The 24,963-nt window shown below is 65.7% G+C and carries 19 protein-coding genes; 18 read left to right on the forward strand and 1 reads right to left on the reverse strand.

Annotated features, from left to right (window positions below; all coding sequences use genetic code 11):
• Positions 1-47: 47 nt before the first annotated feature.
• The gene (locus tag BAY61_RS02650; RefSeq protein ID WP_342749600.1) at positions 48-1,247 is read right to left on the reverse strand and encodes a hypothetical protein; all 1,200 of its coding nucleotides are present in this window, start codon (positions 1,245-1,247) and stop codon (positions 48-50) included.
• Positions 1,248-1,279: 32 nt separating this feature from the next.
• Here BAY61_RS02650 and rplJ point away from each other — a divergent pair, with 32 nt between their 5' ends.
• The 18 genes from rplJ to BAY61_RS02740 all read left to right on the forward strand — a co-directional run bounded on the left by rplJ (position 1,280) and on the right by BAY61_RS02740 (position 24,719).
• Positions 1,280-1,837, forward strand: a complete 558-nt coding sequence (gene rplJ, locus BAY61_RS02655) for a 50S ribosomal protein L10 (protein WP_091802069.1) — start codon at positions 1,280-1,282, stop codon at positions 1,835-1,837.
• 50 nt (positions 1,838-1,887) lie between these two features.
• Positions 1,888-2,274, forward strand: coding sequence for a 50S ribosomal protein L7/L12 (rplL, locus tag BAY61_RS02660; RefSeq protein WP_091802072.1), 387 nt, complete (start codon positions 1,888-1,890; stop codon positions 2,272-2,274).
• 225 nt (positions 2,275-2,499) lie between these two features.
• The gene (locus tag BAY61_RS02665) at positions 2,500-3,645 is read left to right on the forward strand and encodes an ABC transporter ATP-binding protein (protein WP_091802074.1); all 1,146 of its coding nucleotides are present in this window, start codon (positions 2,500-2,502) and stop codon (positions 3,643-3,645) included.
• A gap of 82 nt (positions 3,646-3,727) precedes the next feature.
• Entirely contained in the window at positions 3,728-4,522 is a 795-nt protein-coding gene (locus tag BAY61_RS02670; protein ID WP_091802076.1) for an MlaE family ABC transporter permease, read from the forward strand.
• 4 nt (positions 4,523-4,526) lie between these two features.
• A complete protein-coding gene (locus BAY61_RS02675; RefSeq protein WP_091802079.1) occupies positions 4,527-5,366 on the forward strand; it encodes an MlaE family ABC transporter permease in 840 nt (279 codons plus the stop codon).
• Complete coding sequence (locus BAY61_RS02680) at positions 5,363-6,709, forward strand: MCE family protein (RefSeq protein WP_091802084.1); 1,347 nt, start codon at positions 5,363-5,365, stop codon at positions 6,707-6,709. Before BAY61_RS02675 ends, BAY61_RS02680 begins: the two co-directional genes overlap by 4 nt.
• Positions 6,706-7,737 carry an MCE family protein gene (locus tag BAY61_RS02685; protein ID WP_091802087.1) on the forward strand — a complete coding sequence of 344 codons (1,032 nt, stop codon included), beginning with the start codon at positions 6,706-6,708 and terminating at the stop codon, positions 7,735-7,737. Before BAY61_RS02680 ends, BAY61_RS02685 begins: the two co-directional genes overlap by 4 nt.
• Positions 7,734-8,720: an MCE family protein gene (locus tag BAY61_RS02690; RefSeq protein ID WP_091802089.1), complete on the forward strand. Its 987-nt coding sequence runs from the start codon at positions 7,734-7,736 to the stop codon at positions 8,718-8,720. The genes BAY61_RS02685 and BAY61_RS02690 overlap by 4 nt, the downstream gene beginning before the upstream one ends.
• The gene (locus tag BAY61_RS02695; protein WP_091802569.1) at positions 8,717-9,901 is read left to right on the forward strand and encodes an MCE family protein; all 1,185 of its coding nucleotides are present in this window, start codon (positions 8,717-8,719) and stop codon (positions 9,899-9,901) included. The genes BAY61_RS02690 and BAY61_RS02695 overlap by 4 nt, the downstream gene beginning before the upstream one ends.
• Positions 9,898-11,112: an MCE family protein gene (locus tag BAY61_RS02700; RefSeq protein WP_091802092.1), complete on the forward strand. Its 1,215-nt coding sequence runs from the start codon at positions 9,898-9,900 to the stop codon at positions 11,110-11,112. The genes BAY61_RS02695 and BAY61_RS02700 overlap by 4 nt, the downstream gene beginning before the upstream one ends.
• Positions 11,112-12,371, forward strand: coding sequence for an MCE family protein (locus BAY61_RS02705; protein ID WP_091802095.1), 1,260 nt, complete (start codon positions 11,112-11,114; stop codon positions 12,369-12,371). The genes BAY61_RS02700 and BAY61_RS02705 overlap by 1 nt, the downstream gene beginning before the upstream one ends.
• Positions 12,372-12,414: 43 nt before the next feature.
• The gene (locus BAY61_RS02710) at positions 12,415-13,077 is read left to right on the forward strand and encodes a hypothetical protein (protein WP_091802098.1); all 663 of its coding nucleotides are present in this window, start codon (positions 12,415-12,417) and stop codon (positions 13,075-13,077) included.
• Positions 13,078-13,116: 39 nt separating this feature from the next.
• Positions 13,117-14,106, forward strand: coding sequence for a hypothetical protein (locus BAY61_RS02715; RefSeq protein ID WP_091802100.1), 990 nt, complete (start codon positions 13,117-13,119; stop codon positions 14,104-14,106).
• 303 nt (positions 14,107-14,409) lie between these two features.
• Positions 14,410-17,901, forward strand: a complete 3,492-nt coding sequence (gene rpoB / locus BAY61_RS02720; protein ID WP_091802102.1) for a DNA-directed RNA polymerase subunit beta — start codon at positions 14,410-14,412, stop codon at positions 17,899-17,901.
• Positions 17,902-17,994: 93 nt separating this feature from the next.
• Positions 17,995-21,906 carry a DNA-directed RNA polymerase subunit beta' gene (locus BAY61_RS02725; RefSeq protein ID WP_091802105.1) on the forward strand — a complete coding sequence of 1,304 codons (3,912 nt, stop codon included), beginning with the start codon at positions 17,995-17,997 and terminating at the stop codon, positions 21,904-21,906.
• A 378-nt stretch (positions 21,907-22,284) separates the two neighbouring features.
• On the forward strand, positions 22,285-23,448 hold the full coding sequence (locus tag BAY61_RS02730; RefSeq protein ID WP_170140127.1) for a sensor histidine kinase: 1,164 nt from the start codon (positions 22,285-22,287) through the stop codon (positions 23,446-23,448).
• Entirely contained in the window at positions 23,445-24,050 is a 606-nt protein-coding gene (locus BAY61_RS02735) for a response regulator (protein ID WP_091802112.1), read from the forward strand. Before BAY61_RS02730 ends, BAY61_RS02735 begins: the two co-directional genes overlap by 4 nt.
• A gap of 135 nt (positions 24,051-24,185) precedes the next feature.
• Positions 24,186-24,719, forward strand: coding sequence for a DinB family protein (locus BAY61_RS02740; protein WP_091802115.1), 534 nt, complete (start codon positions 24,186-24,188; stop codon positions 24,717-24,719).
• Positions 24,720-24,963 lie beyond the last annotated feature (244 nt).

A 24,963-nucleotide genomic window follows, 5' to 3' on the forward strand; every position in this document is an offset into this window, starting at 1 on the left:
CCTTTCGGATGGCCGCCCCGCTTTGTGTTGAGGTCTTTCCGCGTTTCTCAGCCCCCGTTGCCCGTGCTTGGGGCGGGGCAGGTTGCCGGACCCGGCTCGTGTCCGGTGATGAGCCATTGGTTCTTGTAGTCCTGTTTCGTCAGGACGAACGTGCCGAGGGCCGGTCCGCCGCTGATCGTGAAGTCGCAGGAATCGATCCGGACTGTGTTGGCTGTGGGGTCGTACCACTTGGGATAGACCGACTCCGCGTACTGGTTGACGTTGGTGACCTTCTCGTGCAACCCGATGATTGCCTCACGGCAACCGGGATAGCCAAGGTTCTCCGCGAAGCGCAACTGGACACCGGCTTGGTTGTCGAAGCGTCCGCATGCCTCGGCCACCAGCGGCTCTCCGTTCGCCGGGTCTTCCTGGGCAATCGCGTCGTAGACCTGCCTCACCGCTTCGTATGGCTTGTCCGACAGGATTTCGTTGGTGTGGTAGGTGCCGCCGCCCATTTTGGCTTGGGTTTTGCTGTCGCCGGAGTTGTCGCTGCCGAGGAAGTAGTTGTAGGCCCAGGTGAGGCCGATGATGAGCAGGATGATGAAGATGAGCCAGCCGATGAGTTTCTTGCCGAGCCATTCGAGCCAGCCTGGGATTTTGCGGCGTGGTGGTTGCTGGTGGGGGACCAGTTGCTGGGTCGCCGTGGTGGTGGGCGGGTAGGTCTGGCCGGTGGTGAGTTCTCCGCCTGGTTGTTGTTGACGTTGGAGTTCCTGGAATTTCTGGAACTCTTGGAATTGCTGGAATTGGCGGAGTTGTTCGGGGTCGATTCGTGGTGGGCCCGTTGGTTGGGCAGGTTCGACTTCGGCTCCCGGTGTGTTGTCGCCGGGGGGTTGCTCGGGGCCGGGGGTGTCGTCGGGTCGCTGTTCCGCCACGTGACCCATGATGCCTGCTTGGGTACTGATTGTGGTGCCGGTACCGCGGTTAGCCCGCAAAACGCGGTAGTTAGCAATGACAAGTACCGCGTTTCGCGGGCTAAACGCGGTTCGGGGCGGGGTGCTTGCAGCGGGGGCGCGGGGGGCACGTATGCTGGTCGACGGTTCTACCGAAGACCGCTGGTCTTCCCGGGCATTGGTCCCGGGAACGAAGGTCCGCATCAGGGCGGACGGCCCGCGCAGGAGGATACGAGGATCGCCGCGCCTTTTGGTGCTACGACGCCCCGCGCCTGCTGCGCTGGGGCGTTTTGTCGTGTTGGGGGTCAATGGCTTCACCAGCGGTCACCTAGCCAAGAGAGGAGGCGACCATGGCGAAGCCCGACAAGGTGGCGGCCGTCGCCGAGATCGCGGACCGGTTCCGCAGCAGCTCGGCCACCGTTGTCACTGAGTACTCCGGCCTCTCCGTGTCCCAGCTCGGAAAGCTGCGCCGCGCTCTCGGCGACACCGCCAAGTATCGGGTCGCGAAGAACACCCTCGTCAAGCGTGCTGCTGAGGACGCGGGCATCGAGGGGCTCGACGAGCTGTTCATCGGCCCGACCGCCATCGCCTTCGTCGAGGGTGAGGCTGTCGACGCCGCGAAGGCTCTTCGTGACTTCGCGAAGGAACACAACGCACTTGTCATCAAGGGCGGCTACATGGATGGCCGTGCCCTTTCGGTTGCCGAGATCGAGGAGCTTGCCGACCTCGACAGCCGTGAGGTGCTGCTTTCCAAGGCCGCCGGTGCGTTCAAGGCCAAGCTGTCCCAGGCCGCCGCGCTGTTCCAGGCGCCCGCGTCCCAGGTCGCCCGTTTGGCCGTCGCGCTCGAAGACAAGCGCAAGTCCGAAGGCGAAGGCGCCGCCGAGGCTGCCGTTCCAGCCGAGAGCTGACCGAGTAACACCCCCGACCACAAGCACCGCGAGAAGAGAGGAACGCCATCATGGCGAAGCTGAGCACCGACGACCTGCTCGACGCCTTCAAGGAGCTGACGCTGCTTGAGCTGTCCGAGTTCGTGAAGAAGTTCGAAGAGACCTTCGACGTGACCGCCGCTGCCCCGGCCGCCGTCGTCGCGGCCCCCGGCGCGGGTGCCGCTGCCCCCGCCGAAGAGGAGCAGGACGAGTTCGACGTCGTCCTTGAGGGCGCTGGCGACAAGAAGATCCAGGTCATCAAGGTTGTCCGCGAGGTCGTCTCCGGCCTCGGCCTGAAGGAGGCCAAGGAGCTCGTCGAGAGCGCCCCGAAGGCCCTCCTTGAGAAGGTCGACAAGGAAGCCGCCGAAGCTGCCAAGGAGAAGCTGGAAGCAGCCGGCGCCAAGATCAGCCTCAAGTGACCATTGGTCCCCTGAGCTGACTCGCAGCGGAAAAGGGCGGGCATCGCGATCGCGATGCCCGCCCTTTTCGTGTTCCGGCCCTGTCGTGCGCTACCTTGCTCCACTACTGACACGCAGGCGTCACCCGAGGCGAAACTCGCGAGTAACTACTGTGCTCGCAGCTCGTTGCATGTGAGTGACGCAAGCTTCGGGGCATGCTGCCGCGAAACAGCTCCGGGAGGTGCGATGGGTGCCGAGGTGGTCATCGAGGGCTTGACGAAGTCGTTCGGCAAGCAGGCCATCTGGCGGGACGTGACGCTGACCCTGCCGCCGGGCGAGGTGTCGGTGATGCTGGGGCCGTCGGGTACGGGTAAGTCCGTTTTCCTCAAGTCCATGATCGGCCTGCTCAAGCCCGACCGTGGCAAGTGCGTCATCAACGGCGTCGACATCGTGACATGCTCGGAACACAAGCTCTACGAGGTCCGCAAGCTGTTCGGTGTGCTCTTCCAGGACGGCGCGCTGTTCGGTTCGATGAACCTTTACGACAACGTGGCGTTCCCGCTGCGCGAGCACACCAAGAAGTCCGAGACCGAAATCCGCAAGATCGTGCTCGAAAAGCTCGAAATGACCGGTCTTTCCGGTGCGGAGAAAAAACTGCCGGGCGAGATTTCCGGGGGTATGCGGAAGCGGGCGGGGCTTTCGAGGGCGCTCGTGCTCAATCCCGCGATCATCCTGTGCGACGAGCCGGACTCCGGTCTGGACCCCGTGCGGACGGCCTACATCTCCCAGTTACTCGTCGACCTCAACTCGCAAACCGACTCGACCATCCTGATCGTCACGCACAACATCAACGTGGCTCGTACGGTTCCCGACAACATCGGCATGTTGTTTCGCAAGGAACTCGTCATGTTCGGTCCGCGCGAAGTGCTGCTCACCAGCGACGAGCCGGTCGTCGAACAGTTCCTGAACGGTCGCAGGATCGGTCCCATCGGCATGTCCGAGGAGAAGGACCAGGCGACGATGGAGCAGGAGCAGGCTTACGCCGACGCCGGCCACCACGACGGGTCGACCGACGACGTGCGCGGTGTCGTTCCGCAACTCCAGCCGACCCCGGGCTTGCCGGAACGCGCGGGTGTCCGGCGCCGCAAGGACAGGGTCATGCGGATCCTGCACACGCTGCCGCCGAACGCGCAGGAAGGCATCATCGAATCGCTCAGCACTGAGGAACAGCAGTACTACGGGGTTCGCGCGCACCCGGTGGCCCGCGCCCACCACGGGCAACTGCCGACGGGAGACGTCGCGCAGTTGCCGGACACAGGCTGGCGGGAGCCCGAGCTGAGACGGGAGCCGACGACCCGCCGAATGCCTCCACCAACGCAAGGACGATCATGAGCGACGCCGACCACGAGCCGTCGCTCGGCTACGACCGTTCCCGGCTCCGCACCCGCGGTGAGCAAGCACGACGAGGGTGTTCATGAGTTCTCGGGCCTCGACGGCCAGGATCCCCGGCATCGGGATGCTGCGGGAGACAGGAAAGCTGTTCGCTCTCGGTTTGGACGTGGCTCGCGGTATTTTCCAGCGGCCGTTCCAGGTCAGGGAGTTCATTCAGCAGTCGTGGTTCATCGCCAGTGTCACGATCCTGCCGACCGCGCTCGTCGCGATCCCGTTCGGCGCCGTCATCTCCCTGCAATTCGGCTCGCTCGCCACGCAACTGGGCGCGCAGTCCTACACCGGTGCGGGCAGTGTGCTCGCAACGGTGCAGCAGGCGAGCCCCCTCGTCACCGCGTTGCTGGTGGCAGGGGCTGGTGGTTCGGCGATCTGTGCCGACATCGGCGCCCGCACCATCCGCGAGGAAATCGACGCCATGGAAGTGCTCGGCGTCTCCGCGGTGCAACGGCTCGTCGTGCCGAGAGTACTGGCCTGCATGCTCATTGCCGTGCTGCTCAACGGCATGGTCAGCGTCATCGGCGTGCTCGGGGGCTACTTCTTCAACGTGGTGCTCCAGGACGGCACCCCCGGCGCTTATCTCGCGAGTTTCTCGGCGCTGGCCCAGTTGCCCGACCTGTGGGTCGGTGAGCTGAAAGCCCTCATCTTCGGGTTCATCGCGGCGGTCGTCGCGGCCTACCGGGGACTCAATCCCCCTCCAGGGCCGAAGGGGGTCGGGGACGCCGTCAACCAGTCCGTCGTCATCACCTTTCTGCTGCTGTTCGTGGTCAACTTCGTGATCACGTTGATTTACTTGCAGATCGTCCCCGCGAAGTTGGACTAGAACGATGGCACCGTTGGCCAAGAACGCGAAGAAGATCGCGAACCGTCCACTGGAGACGCTCGACGTCCTCGGTGACCAGATGTCGTTCTACCTGCGCGCGATCGCGTGGGTGCCGAGGACGATCCGCCGCTACACGAGGGAAGTGCTGCGGCTGCTCGCCGAGGTCAGTTTCGGTTCGGGTTCGCTCGCCGTCATCGGCGGCACCGTCGGCGTGATGGTCGGGCTGACCTTGTTCACCGGTGTACTCGTCGGTTTGCAGGGCTTTTCCGCGCTGAACTCCATCGGTACGTCGGCTTTCACCGGCTTCCTCACGTCGTTCTTCAACACGAGGGAGATCGCGCCGCTCGTCGCGGGGCTGGCGCTGTCGGCGACGGTCGGCGCGGGATTCACCGCGCAGCTCGGCGCCATGCGGATCTCCGAGGAGATCGACGCGCTCGAAGTGATGGGGGTGCCGAGCCTTCCCTATCTGGTCACGACACGCATCATCGCCGGATTCGTCGCGGTGATCCCGTTGTACGTGATCGGGTTGCTCAGTTCGTACCTGGCTTCCCGGCTCGTGGTCATCTACATCTACGACCAATCGGCGGGTACGTATGACCATTATTTCGACATGTTCCTGCCACCTGAGGACGTGTTCTACTCGTTCATCAAGGTGCTCATATTCAGTGTGTTGATCATCCTGACGCACTGTTATTACGGTTACCGCGCGACAGGAGGTCCCGCCGGTGTCGGCGTCGCGGTCGGCCGCGCCGTCAGGTTGTCCATCGTCACCGTCGCGGTCGTGAACTTCTTCATCGGGTTCGCGATCTGGGGCACTGACACGACGGTGAGGATCGCCGGATGAGCAAGGCCATGGTCACGGTGCGCCGCAGATTGCTCGGGCTGCTGCTCGTCGCGGTACTCGTCGGCGGTGTCCTGCTGAGCATCGCGCTCTACAACAAGAGCTTCAGCTCCTTCGTCATGGTCAGATTGCAGGCCGGCACGATCGGCAACCAGCTCACGCCGCACTCGGACGTCAAGGTGCGCGGCCTGATCGTCGGCAGCGTGGAGAGCATCGCGCCGACCGAATCCGGCGCGGAACTCACCCTGCGGATCGACCCCGAGCAGGCGCACCTCGTGCCGAGTAACGTCTCGGCGCGGTTCCTTCCGAAAACCCTGTTCGGCGAACGATTCGTGTCACTGGAGATTCCCGGCGCGCCGTCGCCGCAGAGCCTCCGCGACGGGGACGTGATCCCACAGGACCGGACCTCCGACGCCGTCGAACTCGAACAGGCACTGGAAAGCCTCATGCCCGTGTTGCAGGCCGTGCAGCCGCAGAAACTCTCCAGCACGCTCAGTGCCATCTCGACGGCGCTCGACGGAAGGGGAAAACCACTCGGCGAGACACTGTCCGAATTGGGCGAGTACGTCGGCGAACTCAATCCGCATCTGCCGGAACTCCAGGAGAACCTCAGGGAGCTCGCCGAGTTCTCCGACAATCTGTCCGAGGCGGCCCCCGATCTCGTGCGCACTTTGGACAATCTGACCGTCACCAGCAAGACGATCGTCGAGGAACGACAGAACCTGCAAACGCTGTACGGCAATCTCACGACGGCCTCGGTCGACCTCGAATCCTTCCTCACGGCCAACGCGGACAATCTGATCAGCCTCGGCAGCACCGCACGGCCGACGGCCGAGCTGCTGGCGAAGTACTCCCCTGAGTACCCGTGCTTCATCGGTCAGATGGCCGACCTGCTGCCGCGCATCGACAAGGCGTTCGGCAAGGGAACGTCGAAGCCCGGCCTGCACGCCACCATCGAGATCACCACGAACAGGGGCCCCTACGAGCCTGGCAAGGACGAACCGGAGTACGAGGACAAGCGCGGACCCCGCTGCTATGCCATGAAAGACCTTCCCGACCCGTTCCCGCAGCATCCGCCCGAGGGGCCTCTGCAGGACGGCAGTACCTCGCCACCTCCTGCCCGCTCACAGAACGACGGGCTCAACCCCGCCAACAACGCGGCCAACGCCGGTGGCTACAACGGCAACGGAACGACGGCCGGAAACCCGGCGAACACCCCGGCCGAACACGCGATTCTCTCGGAGCTCGTCGCACCACAGGTCGGCATGACCTCCGCCGACGTGCCCGGCTGGGGCGCGCTGCTGATCGGCCCGCTGTACCGGGGAGCGGAGGTGACGGTCCGATGAGAGGACTCGCCGCCCCGCTCACGAAACTGAGCATCTTCGTCGTCGTCACCGTGCTGTTCACCGCGGTGCTCGGTGTCAGCATCGCCAACGTCAACCTGACCTCGACCTCCGGCTACACGGCGCGCTTCAGCGACGCGACGATGCTGTTGCCCGGCGACGACGTCCGCATCGCGGGCGTGAGGGTCGGCCAGGTCGCCGACGTCCGCATCGTCGACCGCCGCCAGGCCGAGGTCGCCTTCGAGGTCGACTCGGGGCGCTCCCTGCCAGCCGACGTCACCGCGACCATCAAGTTCAGGAACCTCGTCGGTCAGCGCTACGTCTCGCTGGAAAGGGGCGGCGGCGAGGCAGGCGAAACCCTCAAGCCAGGCGACAACATCCCGATCGAACGGACAAAACCCGCGCTGGACCTCACCGAACTGTTCAACGGATTCAAACCGCTCTTCCGCGCGCTCTCGCCGGAGGACGTGAACACGTTGTCCTACGAGATAGTCCAGGTCTTGCAGGGCGAGGGCGGAACGGTGGAAAGCCTGCTGGCCCACACCGCGTCGCTCACCACGACGATCGCCGAAAAGGACCAGGTGATCGGCGATGTCATCGACAACCTCAACAGCCTGCTGGAAACCGTCAACGCCCGAACCCCGCAGCTGTCCGACCTGATCGTGCGACTGCAACAGTTCGTGTCCGGACTTTCCAGCGACCGCGAACCCATCGGCCAGGCCATCGAATCGCTCGGCGAGCTCACCACGACAACGGCGGGGCTGCTCGACGAGGCGCGAGAACCGCTCAAGCAGGACATCGCGGCGCTCGGCGCGCTGACGGGCAACCTCAACGACAGCGAGGCCGTCGTCGAACACTTCATCCAGTTCCTGCCGGAAAAGGCCAGCAGGATGGCCGCGACGGCCGACTACGGATCCTGGTTCAACTTCTTCCTGTGCGAGGCGACCGGAAGCGTCCAGATCCCCGGCCTGATGGAAGCGCCCGTCAACGTTCCCGTCGCGCCCGCGTCGAGGGAGCGGTGCCTGACATGAAGAGCTTCCGGAAACGCAACCCGATCCCCATCGCGCTCGTCGGGATCGTGCTCATGGTGCTCGGCACCGTCGCGGCGCTCAACTCCGACGACCTGCCGATCATCGGTGGCGGCACCACCTACACCGCCGACTTCAGCGAATCGGCCGGTCTGCAAACCGACGACGAGGTCCGCGTCGCCGGCATCAAGGTCGGCAAGGTCACCGACATCGAACTCGACGGGGATCGCGTGCGGGTTTCCTTCAAGGTCAAGGACGCGTGGCTCGGCGACCGCACCACCGCGGCCATCAAGATCAAGACCTTGCTCGGCCAGAAGTACGTCGCCCTCGACCCGCTCGGCGACACCGCGCTCGACCCGAGCGACACCATCCCGAGGGAACGCACCGCAGCGCCCTACGACGTGCTCGAAGCCTTCCGCGGTCTCTCCCAGACGGTGGAGGAAATCGACACCAAGCAGCTCGCGCAGAGCTTCGACGTGCTCTCCGAAACCTTTGCCAACACACCGGAGGACGTGCGGGGCGCACTCGACGGGCTCTCCGAGCTTTCCACCACCATCGCCTCCCGCGACAAACAGCTCTCCAGCCTGCTGTCCAACACAAGACAGGTCACCCAGACGCTGGCCGACCGCGACGCCGAATTCACGAAACTCCTTGAGGACGGCAACAAACTCCTCGACGAACTCTCCCGCAGGGAACAGGCCATCTCCACGCTGCTGGAAGGCAGCCGCAGCCTCGCGACCCAATTGCAGGGCCTCGTCGACGACAACTCCGGCCAGCTCGATCCCGTCCTCACCCAGCTCGACCGGCTGACCAGCATGCTCCAGCGCAACCAGGAGGCGCTCGCCAACGGCATCAAGGAATTCGCGCCGTTCATCAGGGTCTTCAACAACACCATCGGCAGTGGACGCTGGTTCGACAACTACATTTGCGGACTGCTGCTGCCCTCGGTGGGGCCGCTCAACGAAGAGGGGTGCAACGCGCGATGACCGACACCCGCTTCGGCCAGACCCTCACCCGAGGGGTCGCCATCGCCTGTGTACTCGGCCTCGTCGTCGCGGGCGCGTTGTGGTGGACCCTGCGCGACGCGAGCAGCAAACACGTCACCGCGTACTTCCCCTCAGCCATCGGCCTCTACGAGGGCAACAGCGTCCGCGTGCTCGGCGTCGAAATGGGGGAGGTGACGAGCGTGCGCCCGAAGGGCGACCAGGTCGAGGTCGAACTGCGCTACGACCGTTCGGTGACCATCCCGGCCGGAGCGAACGCCGTGATCGTCGCCCCCTCGCTCGTCTCCGACCGCTACGTACAACTCGCGCCCGCCTACACCGGCGGCGACACCCTCCCCGACGGCGCGATCATCCCCATGAACCGCACCGCGGTACCGCTCGAAGTCGACGAACTCACCAGCTCACTCAGTGAGGTGTCCGAATCGCTCGGCCCCAACGGCGCCAACGCGAACGGCTCACTGTCCGACCTGCTCAACACACTCTCGGCCAACGTCGACGGCAACGGGCGGAAGCTCAACGACACCATCACCAAACTCGGCCAGGCGGCCGGAACCCTTTCCGGCAACTCGGGCGACCTGTTCAAGACCGTCGAAAACCTCGCGAGTTTCTCCACCACTCTCGCCGAAAGCGACGGCCAGGTTCGCCAGTTCGAGACCCAGCTCGCCGACGTGAGCTCCTTCCTCGACCGCGAAAAGGACAACCTCGCCGCGACCGTCGAACAGCTCGGCACCACGCTCTACTCGGTAAGGGACTTCATCGAGGCCAACCGGGGCCGGGTCAAATCCAATGTGGACAAACTGGCCGGCATCACTCAGGTGCTCGTCGACCAGCGCGCCGCGCTCGCCGAAACACTCGACATCGCCCCACTGGCGCTCGGCAACCTCGCCAACACCTACAACGCGTCGTCCGGAACACTCGACGCCCGCGCCAACCTCAACGAGCTGACCCAGCCGCCGATCGTCATGATCTGTGGCTTTCTCAAACAGACCCCCGACGCGCTCGACGCGCTCGGCGACCTGTGCGGCTCCGTCGCCCCGCTGCTCGACAAGGCCGTGCCGCTGCCATCGCTCGCCCAGTCGGTCAACGCGCTCAACCAGGGCAAGCTCCCACCACTACCGGTGCCGCTCACCGGGCAGCTCATGTCGCCGGGAGGTGGCCAGTGAAACCGGCCCGGCTGCGCGCCTTCACCGTCGCCGCGAGCGCGGCGGCACTCGTCGCCGTGTCCGGCTGCGGCTTCTCCGGCGTCTACGACGTGCCACTGCCGGGAGGCGCCGACCTCGGCGACCACCCCTACCGCGTCAAAGTCCAGTTCAGGGACGTACTCGACCTCGTGCCGCAGTCCGGCGTGCGAGTCAACGAGGTCCCCGTCGGCAGAGTCGACGACATCGGGCTCGCCGACGACGGCTGGACAGCCGAGGTGACCGTCCTCGTCAACGGCGACGTCACACTGCCAGCCAACGCCGTCGCCAACCTCCGGCAATCCAGCCTGCTCGGCGAGAAGTACGTCGAACTGCGAGCACCCGCCGAACACCCAGCCCAGGCCAAGCTCGCCGACGGCGACCACATCCCGCTCGAACGAACCAACCGCAGCGTCGAGGTCGAGGAAGTCCTCGGCGCGCTGTCGATGCTCCTCAACGGAGGCGGCGTCGAACAGCTCAACACCATCACCAAGGAACTCAACAACACCCTCGAAGGCAACGAACCCGACATCAAGGCACTACTGCGCAACGCCGACGACCTCGTCTCCACCCTCGACGCGCAATCCGGCGACATCACGAGAGCGCTCGACGGGCTCAACCGGCTTTCCTCGACGCTCAACGGCCAGCGCGATCAAATCGCGGGCGCCATCGACGACCTCGGCCCCGGTCTCGCGGTGCTCGAACAGCAACGCGGCCAGCTCGTCACCATGCTCCAAGCGCTCAACGAACTCTCCGGCGTCGCCGTCGACACCGTCAACGCCAGCCAGGAAGACCTCGTCGCCAACCTCGAAGCACTGCTTCCGACGCTGCGCAAACTCGGCGAAGCCGGCTCCGACCTGCCGAAGGCGCTCGAACTGATGCTGACCTACCCGTTCAGCGACGCCGCCGTCGAAGGCGCGAAGGGCGACTACTTCAACCTCTACGCCACGGTCGACCTCAACCTCGGCGAGGTCATGGCCAACCTCGGCCGCAGCAGACAGAACCCGCTGCAAGACGTCCCCATCGTCGGAGACCTCACCGGCCCTGCGCAGGGTGGCTCCGGCCCCGCCCCGCCCCCGCTACCCCTGCCCGGTTCGGAACCGCACAGCGGTGACCAGCAAGACCAGCAGGGACAGCCGTCTCAGCAGACTGGGGTCGCCGGCATCTTCGGTGTGCTGTCGGGAGGTGCCGGCTGATGCTCCTGCGCAAAGCCAAGATCCAGCTGATCGCGTTCGCGATCATCTCCGTACTCGCCATCGCCTACGCGCTGGTGCGGTTCACCGACATCGAAAAGGTCTTCGGTACCGGCGGTTACACCGTCCAGCTCGAACTGAACGAGTCCGGCGGCATCTTCACCGGAGCCGAGGTCACCTACCGCGGCTACAACATCGGCAGGGTCGGCGAACTGAGCCTCACCGAGACCGGGCTGAAAGCCGAACTCGACATCGAACCGGAAGCCCCGAAGGTGCCCAGCGACCTACATGCCATGGTCGCCAACCGATCAGCGGTGGGGGAGCAGTTCGTCGATCTCAGGCCCGTCACCGACAACGGCCCCTACCTCGCCGACGGCTCCGTCATCCCGGCCGAAAGGGCAAGCACCCCGGTGCCAACGGAAAAGGTCATCGGCGACCTCGACAGCCTGGCGTCCTCGGTGCCCACCGACGCGTTGCGCACCGTCGTGGACGAGTCCTACGAGGCGTTCCGCGGCACCGGCGACGACCTCCAAGTGCTGATGGACACCACGAGAGACTTCACGAAGGTCGCCAAGCAGTACCTTCCGCAGACCGTCGAACTGCTCAACTCCGGCAACGTGGTACTCAACACCCAGAACGACCTCGCCACCTCCATGAAGGAGTTCAGCTCCGACCTCGCCTCGGTTTCCGAGACACTCAAGAACTCCGACGCGGACATCCGTGAGCTCATCGGCATCACCCCGCAGGCCGCCAACCAGGTCAGCGAACTGCTCGCCGAATCGGGACCAGGTCTCGGCTCCGTCGTCGCCAACCTGCTCACCACCTCCAACCTGCTCTTCACAAGGCAGGACGGGCTCGAACAGGCACTGGTCACCTACCCCGTGGTCGCCGGAGGCGCGTTCAGCGTCGCTCCCGACGACGGGACAGCGCACCTCGGGCTCGCGCTCAACCTGTTCAATCCGCCTTCCTGCACCAAGGGCTACCGCGCTCCCGAGGAGTACCGCCCGGGCGACGACACCACGCCGCGCCCACCCGATTCGTCCGCCTACTGCGCTGAACCGCCCGGCAGCCCCATCAACGTCCGCGGTTCCCAGAACGCGCCGTACAACGGCGTCCCCGTTCAGCCGAGCGAGGAACAGGTCAGGGCCAACTCCACAAGGGACGAAGAGGAGCTGGCCTCGCTGCGAGGAGTCCCCGGGGTCGCCGGAAGTCCCGGCCTCAGCATCACGTCACTCGGCCAGCTCGTGGGGCTGACCGGCTAGCACCACACGCTCTGATCACCTGTCAGACCTACCCTGGAGCGCTATGAGTTCGGACGAGCCGGCGGCGAAGGAGCCGCAGGAGTCCCCCGGAGAGCCGTCGGACAGCGGAGACGAGACCAGCACGGACGTCGCCGCCACCGAGGTCACCGAGGACGGCAGCACTGTTGCCGAGGAGACCACCAGTGGTGGCCCGCCGAAGTGGCTGACCTTCGGCAGCGCGGCGCTCGCGCTGGCCGCGCTGGTCACCGCGGTCTACTTCGGCATCTCGTGGTGGGTCACCTCCGGCAACGAGGCGAGCGGCGTCGCGGCCGAACGCGAGGACGTCGTGCGCTCGACGGGATCGGCGGTGATCGCGCTCACCGAGCTGGACTACGAGGACCCCGACGCCTACTTCCAGCGGCAGCGCGACATCGCGACCGGCGACCTGCTGAATCAGATGAACGAGAACGCCGACCAGTACCGCAAGACCATCGCCGAGGCGAAAACCAAGGTCGTCTCGACGGTCCAGGACGTGGGCGTGCAGGAACTCGACGTCAGGGCCGGCAAGGCCAGCGTCCTCGCCACCGTTCGCACCGAGGTCGCCCAGGGGGATCAGAAAGGCACCAAGGTCTTGCGGCTCGAACTTGAGATGCTGCGCGTCGACGACAAGGGCACCTGGAAGCTGTCGAACATCGGCGAAGTGCCCATCGCCCAAGCGGGCCAGTAGCCGGTCAGAACGGAGTCACCCGTGCCATCCTCCCCCCGTATGCCGCAGCCCCCGCGCCCCTCCGGCAGGCCCCGCGTCGCGGGACTGCGCAAGCCGGCGTCACCGAGTCCGGCTCCGCGCGAGCAGGACACCGACCGGTTCGACGACGCGACCCAGGTCACCGATGTCGGTTCCGACCCGACGGCCGTGCCCGCTCCTGAGCCGACGGATCCTCCGCCTGTCGATCAGGAACCGCCGCCGGAACCGGAAGCCGAACTCGAAACCGAGGCCGAGGACGACGACGAACCCAAGGCCGCGAAGCCGAGGCCGGGGCCGCGCAGGAAGGTGCGCGACACCGGCACCCCCAAGCCCGCCAGCCAGGACGACGTGACCGCGACGGTGAGCGCCGTCGAGCCCTCCCGTGCTCGCCGCTTCCCCGTGCGCGGTGCTGGGGACCGGAAGACCAAGGGGCACAAGGGAAACAGGGGATACGCACTCGTCGCCGTGCTCCTCGTGCTCGCGCTCGCCTTCGGAGGACTGGCTTTCTTCTTCAACATGAGGCAGAGCGAGGCCGAAACCGCGGCAGGCAACGCCGCACTCGTCGACGTGCAGGGCACGACGCAGGTCAAGGAGGCGATGGGTACGGCGGCCGAAAGGTTGTTCTCCATCGACTACAACGACATCGGCAAGACGGAGCAGGCAGCGGACCAGCTCCTCGTCAACGACGAGGTCAAGAAGAAGTACCAAGCCTTGATGGGCGAAGTGAAGCGGGTCGCGCCGGAGCAGAAGATCGTCGTCACCGTGAAGACGACGCGCAGCGCCGTGCTGATGCTGAACGACGACCGCGCCAAGGTCATGGTCTACATCGACCAGACGGCGACGCGGACCGAGGACAACCAGACCTCCGCCGGCAGTGCCGCACTGTGGTTCACCAGCGAAAAGCGCGATGGCGAGTGGAAGGTGACCGACATGGACACCTATGCCGCCGGGCAGCCTGCGCCCACCCCGGGACCAGCGGGTCAGGGGGGTCAACCCCCCGCAGGCAACTGACTGCGCCATGCGACTGCAAGAACGCGTGGGCGCTTGACTCAGCGTCCCCGGGGGTTCACGCTTACAGGCAACGGCGAGCCTTGCGGGAGGCGAGCCAGGAGACGACACAGGAGGCTGGGCGCCCGTCGGGCAAGCCCCCTCGACAACCGGCGTCTTCAGGGCTAGACTGCTTCTTTGCGCTGCCCACTTTCAGGCTGCCTTAAACTGGGAGCTAGGATGGTCGGCAACACCGCACCCTTGACAGTTCGTGTTGCTAGTTGCTAACGCGGCTGCTCAACCGCTATGTCCCCGGAAGGACGCATCTTGGCAGTCTCTCCCGCGAACCAGGCCACTGCTGCGACCAACTCGGCTGAGAAGTCAACGGGAATCCCAGGAGCACCCAAGCGGGTATCTTTCGCGAAGATCCGCGAACCGCTGAGCACTCCCAACCTGCTTGACGTGCAGATTCGGTCATTCGAATGGTTTACCGGCTCGGAGGCGTGGTTTGAACTCCGCGTCAACGAGGGCGACGAAAGCCCGGTCGGTGGTCTTGAAGAGGTCCTCAACGAGATCTCACCGATCGAGGACTTCTCCGGATCGATGTCCCTGTCTTTTTCCGATCCGCGCTTCGACGAGGTGAAAGCCTCAGTCGAGGAGTGCAAGGACAAGGACATGACCTACGCGGCGCCGTTGTTCGTCACCGCCGAGTTCGTCAACAACAACACCGGCGAGATCAAGAGCCAGACGGTCTTCATGGGTGACTTCCCCGTGATGACCGACAAGGGCACTTTCATCATCAACGGCACCGAGCGCGTCGTCGTCTCGCAGCTCGTCCGTTCGCCGGGTGTGTACTACGACCAGGCCGTCGACAAGACGACCGACAAGGACGTCTTCAGCGTCAAGATCATCCCGAGCCGTGGTGCGTGGCTCGAATTCGATGTCGACAAGCGCGACACCGTCGGCGTGCGCATCGACCGCAAGCGGCGGCAGCCGGTCACGGTGCTGCTGAAGGCGCTTGGCTGGACCACCGAGGCGATCAGGGAGCGCTTCTCGTTCTCCGAGACGCTGCTCGCCACGCTTGAGAAGGACCACACGGCGGGGACCGACGAGGCGCTGCTCGACATCTACCGCAAGCTGCGTCCCGGTGAGCCGCCGACGAAGGAGAGCGCACAGACGCTCCTGGAGAACCTGTTCTTCAAGGACAAGCGCTACGACCTCGCCAAGGTCGGTCGTTACAAGATCAACAAGAAGCTCGGTCTCGGCCTTCCCTACGACACCGGCACGCTGACCGAAGAGGACATCGTCACCACCATCGAATACCTCGTCCGCCTGCACGCGGGCGAGGAGACGATGAAGGCGCACGACGTAGAGGTGCCCGTCGAGACCGACGACATCGACCACTTCGGCAACCGTCGCCTGCGCACCGTCGGCGAGCTGATCCAGAACCAGATCCGGGTCGGCCTTTCCCGCATGGAGCGCGTCGTCCGCGAGCGGATGACCACCCAGGACGTCGAGGCGATCACGCCGCAGACCCTGATCAACATCCGTCCCGTCGTGGCCGCGATCAAGGAGTTCTTCGGAACCTCCCAGCTCTCGCAGTTCATGGACCAGAACAACCCGCTTTCGGGCCTGACTCACAAGCGCCGCCTCTCGGCGCTCGGCCCCGGCGGTCTCTCCCGTGAGCGCGCGGGCATGGACGTTCGCGACGTGCACCCCAGCCACTACGGCCGGATGTGCCCGATCGAGACGCCGGAAGGCCCGAACATCGGTCTGATCGGCTCGCTGTGCTCCTACGCGAGGGTCAACCCGTTCGGTTTCATCGAAACCCCCTACCGCAAGGTCGTCGAGGGCAGGGTCACCGACCAGGTCGACTACCTCACGGCCGACGAGGAAGACCGCTTCGTCAAGGCGCAGGCCAACGCGCCCATCGGCGACGACGGGCACTTCATTGAGGAGAGCGTCCTCGGTCGTCGCAAGGGCGGCGAGGTCGAGCTGATCGACCCGCTTGAGGTCGACTACATGGACGTGTCGCCTCGGCAGATGGTCTCCGTCGCCACCGGCATGATCCCGTTCCTCGAACACGACGACGCCAACCGTGCCCTGATGGGCGCGAACATGCAGCGTCAGGCCGTTCCGCTGCTGCGGAACGAGTCGCCGCTCGTCGGTACCGGCGTGGAGCTCACGGCCGCCGTCGACGCGGGTGACGTACTCGTCGCCGAGCAGGCCGGTGTCGTCGAGGAACTCTCGGCCGACATGGTCACGATCATGCACGACGACGGCACGCGGAAGAGCTACGGACTGTACAAGTTCCGTCGCACCAACGCGGGCACCTGCTTCAACCACCGTCCCGTCGTCAGTGAGGGCGACAGGGTCGAGCAGGGCCAGGTCATCGCCGACGGTCCCTCGACCGACAAGGGCGAGATGGCGCTCGGCAAGAACCTGCTCGTCGCGGTCATGCCGTGGGAAGGCCACAACTACGAGGACGCCATCGTCATCTCGCAGCGGCTGGTCCAGGACGACGTGCTCACCTCGATCCACATCGAGGAGCACGAGATCGACGCCCGCGACACCAAGCTCGGTGCCGAGGAGATCACGAGGGACATCCCGAACGTCTCCGAGGACGTGCTCGCCGACCTCGACGAGCGCGGCATCATCCGCATCGGTGCCGAGGTTCGTGACGGCGACATCTTGGTCGGCAAGGTCACGCCGAAGGGCGAGACCGAGCTGACCCCCGAGGAGCGGCTGCTCCGCGCGATCTTCGGCGAGAAGGCGCGCGAGGTCCGTGACACCTCGCTCAAGGTGCCGCACGGCGAGACCGGCAAGGTCATCGGTATCAGGGTCTTCTCCCGCGAGGACGACGACGAGCTGCCCCCCGGCGTCAACGAGCTCGTCCGCGTCTACGTGGCGAAGAAGAGCAAGATCCAGGACGGCGACAAGCTCGCCGGACGACACGGCAACAAGGGCGTCATCGGCAAGATCCTGCCGGTCGAAGACATGCCGTTCATGGAGGACGGCACTCCGGTCGACATCGTGCTGAACACCCACGGTGTGCCGCGAAGGATGAACATCGGCCAGATCCTCGAACTGCACCTCGGCTGGCTCGCCTCCCAGGGCTGGCAGGTCGAGGGTGCTCCGGACTGGGCGAAGAACCTCTCCGAGGATCTTCGGAACGTCGAGCCAGGCACGAACACCGCGACCCCGGTGTTCGACGGCGCCAAGGAAGAGGAGCTCATGGGGCTGCTCTCCTGCACGAAGCCGAACCGCGACGGCGACCGCATGGTCGGCCCCGAGGGCAAGGCAGTGCTGCTCGACGGACGTTCCGGCGAGCCGTTCCCGTACCCGGTGTCGGTCGGCTACATGTACATCCTGAAGCTGCACCACATGGTGGACGACAAGATCCACGCCAGGTCGACGGGTCCGTACTCGATGATCACCCAGCAGCCGCTTGGTGGTAAGGCACAGTTCGGTGGCCAGCGCTTCGGTGAGATGGAGTGCTGGGCGATGCAGGCCTACGGCGCGGCATACACGCTGCAAGAGCTGCTCACCATCAAGTCCGACGACGTGCTCGGCCGCGTGAAGGTCTACGAGGCGATCGTCAAGGGCGAGAACATGCCGTCGCCGGGTATCCCGGAGTCGTTCAAGGTGTTGCTGAAGGAATTGCAGTCGCTGTGCCTCAACGTCGAGGTGCTCTCCAGCGACGGAGCCGCGATCGAGATGCGCGACTCCGACGACGAGGACCTCGAACGCGCCGCGGCGAACCTCGGCATCAACCTGTCTCGCAACGAGTCACCATCGGTTGATGACGTCGTCCAGTAACCAGCCACCTCTTGTCGCAAGGCCAAAGGAAATCATGAGTCGTAACCGTTCCCTCGGAACGCAACTACTTCAAAGTTTCGGAGAGGCGGACTAGTGCTGGACGTCAATTTCTTCGACGAGCTCCGGATCGGGCTGGCCACCGCCGACGACATCCGTCAGTGGTCCTTCGGTGAGGTCAAGAAGCCGGAGACCATCAACTACCGCACGCTCAAGCCGGAGAAGGACGGGCTCTTCTGCGAGAAGATCTTCGGTCCCACCCGCGACTGGGAGTGCTACTGCGGTAAGTACAAGCGGGTCCGCTTCAAGGGCATCATCTGCGAGCGCTGCGGTGTCGAGGTCACGAGGGCGAAGGTCCGCCGTGAGCGGATGGGCCACATCGAACTGGCCGCCCCCGTCACCCACATCTGGTACTTCAAGGGTGTTCCGTCGCGGCTGGGCTACCTGCTCGACCTGGCGCCGAAGGATCTCGAAAAGATCATCTACTTCGCCGCCTACGTGATCACCGGTGTGAACACCGAGCTGCGGCACAACGATCAGCCGACGCTGGAGAACGAGATCAGCGTCGAGCGCAAGAACGTCGAGGCCAAGCGCGACGCCGACATCGAGGCGAGGGCGCAGAAGCTGGAGGCCGACCTCGCCGAGCTGGAGGGCGAGGGCGCGAAGGCCGACGTCCGCCGCAAGGTCAAGGAGGGCGGCGAGCGCGAGATGCGGCAGCTCCGCGACCGCGCTCAGCGTGAACTGGACCGCCTCGAAGAGGTGTGGTCCACCTTCACCAAACTCGAACCGCGCCAGCTCATCGTCGACGAGCTGCTCTACCGCGAGCTGATCGACCGCTACGGCGAGTACTTCACCGGCGGCATGGGTGCCGAGGCCATCCAGAAGCTGGCCACCGAGTTCGACGTCGGCGCCGAGGCGGAGTCGCTGCGCGACACCATCCGCAACGGCAAGGGCCAGAAGAAGCTGCGTGCGCTCAAGCGGCTCAAGGTCGTCGCCGCCTTCCAGGCGACGGGCAACGACCCGCGCGGCATGGTTCTCGACGCCGTCCCGGTGATCCCGCCGGAGCTGCGTCCCATGGTCCAGCTCGACGGTGGCCGCTTCGCCACCTCGGACCTCAACGACCTGTACCGCAGGGTGATCAACCGGAACAACCGGCTGAAGCGACTCATCGACCTCGGCGCACCCGAGATCATCGTCAACAACGAGAAGCGGATGCTGCAAGAGGCCGTCGACGCGCTGTTCGACAACGGCCGCCGCGGCCGTCCGGTCACCGGACCGGGCAACCGTCCGCTGAAGTCGCTTTCCGACCTGCTCAAGGGCAAGCAGGGCCGGTTCCGCCAGAACCTGCTCGGCAAGCGGGTCGACTACTCGGGCCGTTCGGTCATCATCGTGGGGCCGCAGCTCAAGCTGCACCAGTGCGGCCTGCCGAAGGACATGGCGCTCGAACTGTTCAAGCCGTTCGTCATGAAGCGGCTCGTCGACCTCAACCACGCGCAGAACATCAAGTCCGCGAAGCGGATGGTGGAGCGCGCTCGTCCGCAGGTGTGGGACGTGCTGGAAGAGGTCATCAACGGCCACCCCGTGCTGCTCAACAGGGCGCCCACCCTGCACAGGCTGGGTATCCAGGCGTTCGAGCCGCAACTGGTCGAAGGCAAGGCCATCCAGCTCCACCCGCTGGTGTGCGAGGCGTTCAACGCCGACTTCGACGGTGACCAGATGGCGGTCCACCTTCCGCTGTCGGCTGAGGCGCAGGCCGAGGCCCGCATCCTGATGCTGTCGGCCAACAACATCCTGTCGCCTGCCTCCGGTCGCCCGCTGGCCATGCCGCGGCTGGACATGGTCACCGGCCTGTTCCATCTGACCAGGCTCGACGAGAGTGCACAGGGCTCCGGCCAGGCGTACTCCTCGGTCGCCGAGGCGATCATGGCCTTCGACATGAAGCAGGTCGGCCTGCACGCCCCGGTGAAGATCAGGGTCAAGGACCGGCAGCCGCCGAAGGCAGCCGAAGCCGGTCTGCGGGAAGCGGGATGGGAACCCGGCCAGCCGTGGCTGGCCGAGACCACCCTCGGCAGGGTCCTCTTCAACGAACTGCTGCCTGCCGACTACCCGTTCGTCAACGAGCCGCTGCCCAAGAAGCGGCAGGCGGTCATCGTCAACGACCTCGCCGAGCGGTACTCGATGACGCAGGTCGCGCAGACCCTCGACCGGCTCAAGGACGCCGGTTTCTTCTGGGCGACGCGCTCCGGTGTCACGGTGGCCATCTCCGACGTGCTCGTCCCGCCGGAGAAGAAGGAGATCCTCGACCAGTACGAGGCGAGGGCTTCCCAGGTGGAGAAGCGCTACCAGCGTGGCCAGCTCTCCCACATCGAGCGCAACAACGAGCTCGTCAAGGTGTGGGGCCAGGCGACCGAAGACGTCGCGAAGGTCATGGAGGAGCACTTCCCCGAGGACAACCCGATCTCGATGATCGTGAAGTCCGGCGCGGCGGGCAACATGACCCAGGTCAGGTCGCTTGCCGGTATGCGTGGTCTGGTGTCCAACCCGAAGGGTGAGTACATCCCGCGCCCGATCAAGTCGAACTTCCGTGAGGGCCTTTCGGTGGCGGAGTACTTCATCGCCACCCACGGTGCGAGGAAGGGACTCGCCGACACCGCTCTGCGTACCGCCGACTCGGGTTACCTGACCCGGCGTCTGGTGGACGTGTCGCAGGACGTCATCGTTCGCGAGGTCGACTGCGGCACCAGCCGCGGCATCAACATGATCATCGGCGAGACGCTTCCCGACGGCAGGGTCATCAGGACGCAATACGTCGAGACCTCCGCCTACGCGAGGACGCTGGCGACCGACGCCGTCGACGCTCAGGGCAACGTGGTGTTCAACGCCGCCGACGACCTCGGCGACCCCGCCATCGAGACGCTGATCTCGACCGGGGTCACCAAGATCAAGGTGCGCAGCGTGCTCACCTGCGAATCGGCCCAGGGTGTCTGCGCGACCTGCTACGGCAGGTCGATGGCGACCGGCAAGCTCGTCGATGTCGGCGAGGCTGTCGGTATCGTCGCCGCCCAGTCCATCGGTGAGCCGGGTACCCAGCTCACGATGCGTACCTTCCACCAGGGTGGTGTCGCAGGTGACGACATCACCACGGGTCTGCCCCGTGTCACCGAGCTGTTCGAGGCGAGGGTCCCGAAGGGCAAGGCGCCGATCGCCGACGTCGATGGCCGCGTGCGCATCGAGGAGAGCGAGCGGTTCTGGAAGATCACGCTGATTCCTGACGACGGCAGCGAGGAGATCGTCTTCGACAAGCTGTCGAAGCGGCAGCGGCTCGCGGTGGGCCCTGACGGCCCGCTCGCCGACGGCGACCACGTGAATGTCGGCCAGCTCCTGCTGGAAGGCACGCCCGACCCGCACGAGGTGCTCCGAGTGATGGGCCCGCGCGAGGCGCAGATGCACCTCGTCGACGAGGTTCAGAAGGTGTACCGCGCGCAGGGTGTGTCGATCCACGACAAGCACATCGAGGTCATCGTGCGGCAGATGCTGCGGCGCGTCACGATCATCGACTCCGGTGCGACCGAGTTCCTGCCTGGCGAACTGCCGGAACGGACGAGGTTCGAGCACATCAACCGGCAGTCGGTCGCCGAGGGTGGCGAGCCCGCCTCCGGCCGTCCCGTGCTGATGGGTATCACGAAGGCGTCGCTGACCACGGATTCGTGGCTGTCGGCCGCGTCCTTCCAGGAGACGACGAGGGTGCTGACCGACGCGGCCATCAACGGCCGCAGCGACAAGCTCGTCGGCCTCAAGGAAAACGTGATCATCGGTAAGTTGATCCCGGCCGGTACGGGCATCAACAGGTACCGCAACATCCAGGTTCAGCCGACCGAGGAGGCGCGGGTCGCCGCATACGCGATCCCGTCCTACGACGACGGTTACTACACCCCGGATGTGTTCGGTACCGGCACAGGTGCCGCGGTGCCGCTGGACGACTACGACTTCGGTCGCGACTTCCGGTAAACACCGCAACACGAGCAACGGCCCCGAGGTGCCTCCCGCGCCTCGGGGCCGTTTCGTGCGCGGAGTCGGTCCCCGACAACTCGGGGTCGGCCGAGCCGATCTGCCCCACCGGACGACCTGCCCGTCGCGATGTCGCGCCTGCCTCGCGGGTCCATCCGCGCGAGCCCGCCCTCGACGTCGTCGCGGCTGCTTGACGACTGCCACGACCGCGGTGTCTGCACCGTGGTCGGTTTCTCGGCCGCACCCCCGCTCGTCTCGCCGTTTTCGACCACACGGTGTTCAAGCGCCGACCTGTCGGGTAGTTGCTGCCGTGATGTCCGAATGTGACGAGCGGCGGCAGGAGACCTGACACCTGTCATGTGCTGTTACGTTCGGCTCGTGCCGCGCCCCGACCACGGTGAGCCAGCGCAGCTCGCCCCACTGCGGAGATACTGCCGCGACATCGCCCTCGGTTCGGTGGCCGTCGTCGGTGTCCTGCTCATCAGCACCATTCCCGGTGGGCTCGACAGTCCGGTCGGCACCGGCTTCGTCCTCCTGCTGGCCGCCGCGCTCACCCTGCATACCCGTCGCATTCTCAGCGCGCTCAGGGAACCAGCTCAGGCTCAGCCGCTCGGTGTTGCTGTCATACCCGCGCTGGTGGCGATCGCGGCCACCTGTGTCGCCGTGTACTTCGACGAAGGCAACGTGTTGTGGTCCCTGCTCGTCGGAGCCGTCACGACGCAGGTGCTCATCGGCAGGCCGGTCGTGGAAGGACGGAGGCTCGCTGTCGGCATCGGCATGATCACCGTGCTCGCCGTCGGTGGAACCGCCCTGTTCGCCGCGCATCTTGAAGGCTGGGCGGTCGTGCGGCTCGCGCTCGGGGCTGGTGCGGTCGCGGTGGTGTTCGGCTACGCCGAGTCGAGCAACATCCGGCAGTGGGCGTTGACCCTGGAACTGGAGAGAGCCCGCAAAGCCGCGGGCGAACTCGCGACGGCAAGGGAACGCCTCCGCCTCGCGGGCGACCTGCACGACATCCTCGGTCACGCTCTCGAAGTCGTCGCGCTGAAGAGTGAACTTGCTACCCGATTGAGCACCGCTGACCCACGTCGGTCAGCGGCGGAGATGGCCGAGGTGCACACGCTCGCGCGAACCGCACTGCGGGACGTCAGAGATCTCGTGCACGGTAGGCGCACGACGCATCTCGCCGCCGAACTGACCTCTGCGAAGACCCTGTTGTCGTCGGCGGGAATCGGATGCGCCTTTCCCGCTGAAACTCCGGAACTGGACGACAGGACGAGCGAACTGCTCGGAAGGGTGTTGCGGGAAGCGGTGACCAACCTGCTGCGGCATGCCTCGCCTTCGGCCTGCACTGTCTTGCTGAACTGCGACGTCGACGGCACCGCGTTGATGGTCACCAACGACGGTGCCGCACCGATGGCCCGCGCCGAGGGCACCGGTCTCGCGCGGCTGAGTCGCAGGCTCGAACACGCGGGCGGCAGACTTGAGACCGAAATGGACAGTGACGAGGGCGTTTTCGCCGTGCGGGCAAGGGTTCCACGATGATCAAGGTGATTCTCGTCGATGACGAGCGCTTGACGCGAGAGGCCGTCGAGGCCCTGCTCAACCTCGAACAGGGACTGCGCGTCGTCGCGGGCGCGGCCGACGGCGAAAGCGGTCTCGCGGCGGTGGCCGAGCACGAACCCGACGTACTCGTCGTCGACCTGGAAATGCCGGGCCTCGGCGGACTGGACGTGCTTGAGCGGATGGCCGAAGAGCATCCCTCGGTCCGGTGCGTGATGCTGACCAGGCACGCGCGGCCCGGGGTGCTGCGCCAGGCGCTGTCGCTCGGCGCAGGCGGGTTTCTCGCGAAGACGGCGCCGGCGACACTGCTCGCCGACGTGATCCGCAGGGTGCACGCCGGCCTGCGGTACGTGGATCCCGAATTCGCGGCCGAAGCACTCGCCGAACCCGCCTGCCCGTTGACCGAACGGGAACTGGCTGTCCTCCGGCTCGTCGACGACCATTCGACCACGTCCGACATCGCGCGCGAGCTGAACCTGTCGGCGGGGACGGTGCGCAACTACGTGTCCTCGACGATGGCCAAACTCGACGCCAGGAGCCGGTCCGAGGCGGCCCGCAAAGCCGCCGACCACGGCTGGCTCTAGCCCCGAACCGCAGTTAGCGGGCTAAATGCTGTTCGGGGGTTCCCGGAACGGCGCGCGCGGATCTTGCAGGGATGCTGAAACCAGCATCAGGAAACGTCGCTGGTCCTGGAGGGTCGCCGGGCACATGATGAGCCGGTGATTGTTCCTGACACCAAAGACTGGACCTGGGTTCTCCGCGCACCCTGCCCCGAATGCGGGTTCGACGCGGCCATCGTCGCTCCGGCCGAGGTTTCCGCGCTCCTGCGCGCCAGCGCCGACGCGTGGCGCGAGGTGCTGGCAGAGGAAGACGTGCGGGTCCGTCCTCGGCCCGACCGCTGGTCGCCACTCGAATACGCCTGCCACGTCCGCGACGTGTGCCAGCTCTACGACGAACGACTCGTGCTGATGCTGACCGAGGATGAGCCGGGCTACCCCAACTGGGATCAGGACGCGGCGGCGATCGAGGCGCGCTACGACCAGCAGAACCCTGCTGACGTCGCCGCCGGGTTGTCGGCAGCGGCCGACACGCTCGCCGCGCGGTTCGACGGTGTGTCGGGCGCGCGGTGGGATCGCGGAGGCTTCCGCTCTGACGGCGCGCACTTCACCGTGGCGACTTTCGCCCAGTACTTCATCCACGACCTCGTCCACCATCTCAACGACGTCACTGGCGCACCCGCCGACCGCATTTAGCAGGCAAACTGCTGTACTTGCACACGCTAAGCACCGCGTTTAGCGGGCTAAACGCGGTGTGGGCGAGGGCGGTGATCGGGTTCGATGTCCTGCCCGGGTGTCCGAGCCGGGGTCGAGCCCCGTACTCTTGATCTTCGAACCGACTGTGGGCAACACCCCGCGACGAGTTGCGTGAGCCCCCCTGACACGACGGCGACTCGCGGCTATGGTTGCTGTCACAAACCGGCACGATGCGCCGTATGAC

The organism is Prauserella marina (genome assembly GCF_002240355.1).
In the GTDB taxonomy this organism is placed as follows: domain Bacteria; phylum Actinomycetota; class Actinomycetes; order Mycobacteriales; family Pseudonocardiaceae; genus Prauserella_A; species Prauserella_A marina.

Coding starts and splice junctions, on each gene's coding strand:
- BAY61_RS02665 (WP_091802074.1), top strand. CDS start 2,500: ATGGGTGCCGAGGTGGTCATCGAGGGCTTGACGAAGTCGTTCGGCAAG.
- rplJ (WP_091802069.1), top strand. CDS start 1,280: ATGGCGAAGCCCGACAAGGTGGCGGCCGTCGCCGAGATCGCGGACCGG.
- BAY61_RS02710 (WP_091802098.1), top strand. CDS start 12,415: ATGAGTTCGGACGAGCCGGCGGCGAAGGAGCCGCAGGAGTCCCCCGGA.
- BAY61_RS02715 (WP_091802100.1), top strand. CDS start 13,117: ATGCCGCAGCCCCCGCGCCCCTCCGGCAGGCCCCGCGTCGCGGGACTG.
- rplL (WP_091802072.1), top strand. CDS start 1,888: ATGGCGAAGCTGAGCACCGACGACCTGCTCGACGCCTTCAAGGAGCTG.
- BAY61_RS02680 (WP_091802084.1), top strand. CDS start 5,363: ATGAGCAAGGCCATGGTCACGGTGCGCCGCAGATTGCTCGGGCTGCTG.
- BAY61_RS02705 (WP_091802095.1), top strand. CDS start 11,112: ATGCTCCTGCGCAAAGCCAAGATCCAGCTGATCGCGTTCGCGATCATC.
- BAY61_RS02735 (WP_091802112.1), top strand. CDS start 23,445: ATGATCAAGGTGATTCTCGTCGATGACGAGCGCTTGACGCGAGAGGCC.
- BAY61_RS02675 (WP_091802079.1), top strand. CDS start 4,527: ATGGCACCGTTGGCCAAGAACGCGAAGAAGATCGCGAACCGTCCACTG.
- BAY61_RS02670 (WP_091802076.1), top strand. CDS start 3,728: ATGAGTTCTCGGGCCTCGACGGCCAGGATCCCCGGCATCGGGATGCTG.
- BAY61_RS02685 (WP_091802087.1), top strand. CDS start 6,706: ATGAGAGGACTCGCCGCCCCGCTCACGAAACTGAGCATCTTCGTCGTC.
- BAY61_RS02690 (WP_091802089.1), top strand. CDS start 7,734: ATGAAGAGCTTCCGGAAACGCAACCCGATCCCCATCGCGCTCGTCGGG.
- BAY61_RS02695 (WP_091802569.1), top strand. CDS start 8,717: ATGACCGACACCCGCTTCGGCCAGACCCTCACCCGAGGGGTCGCCATC.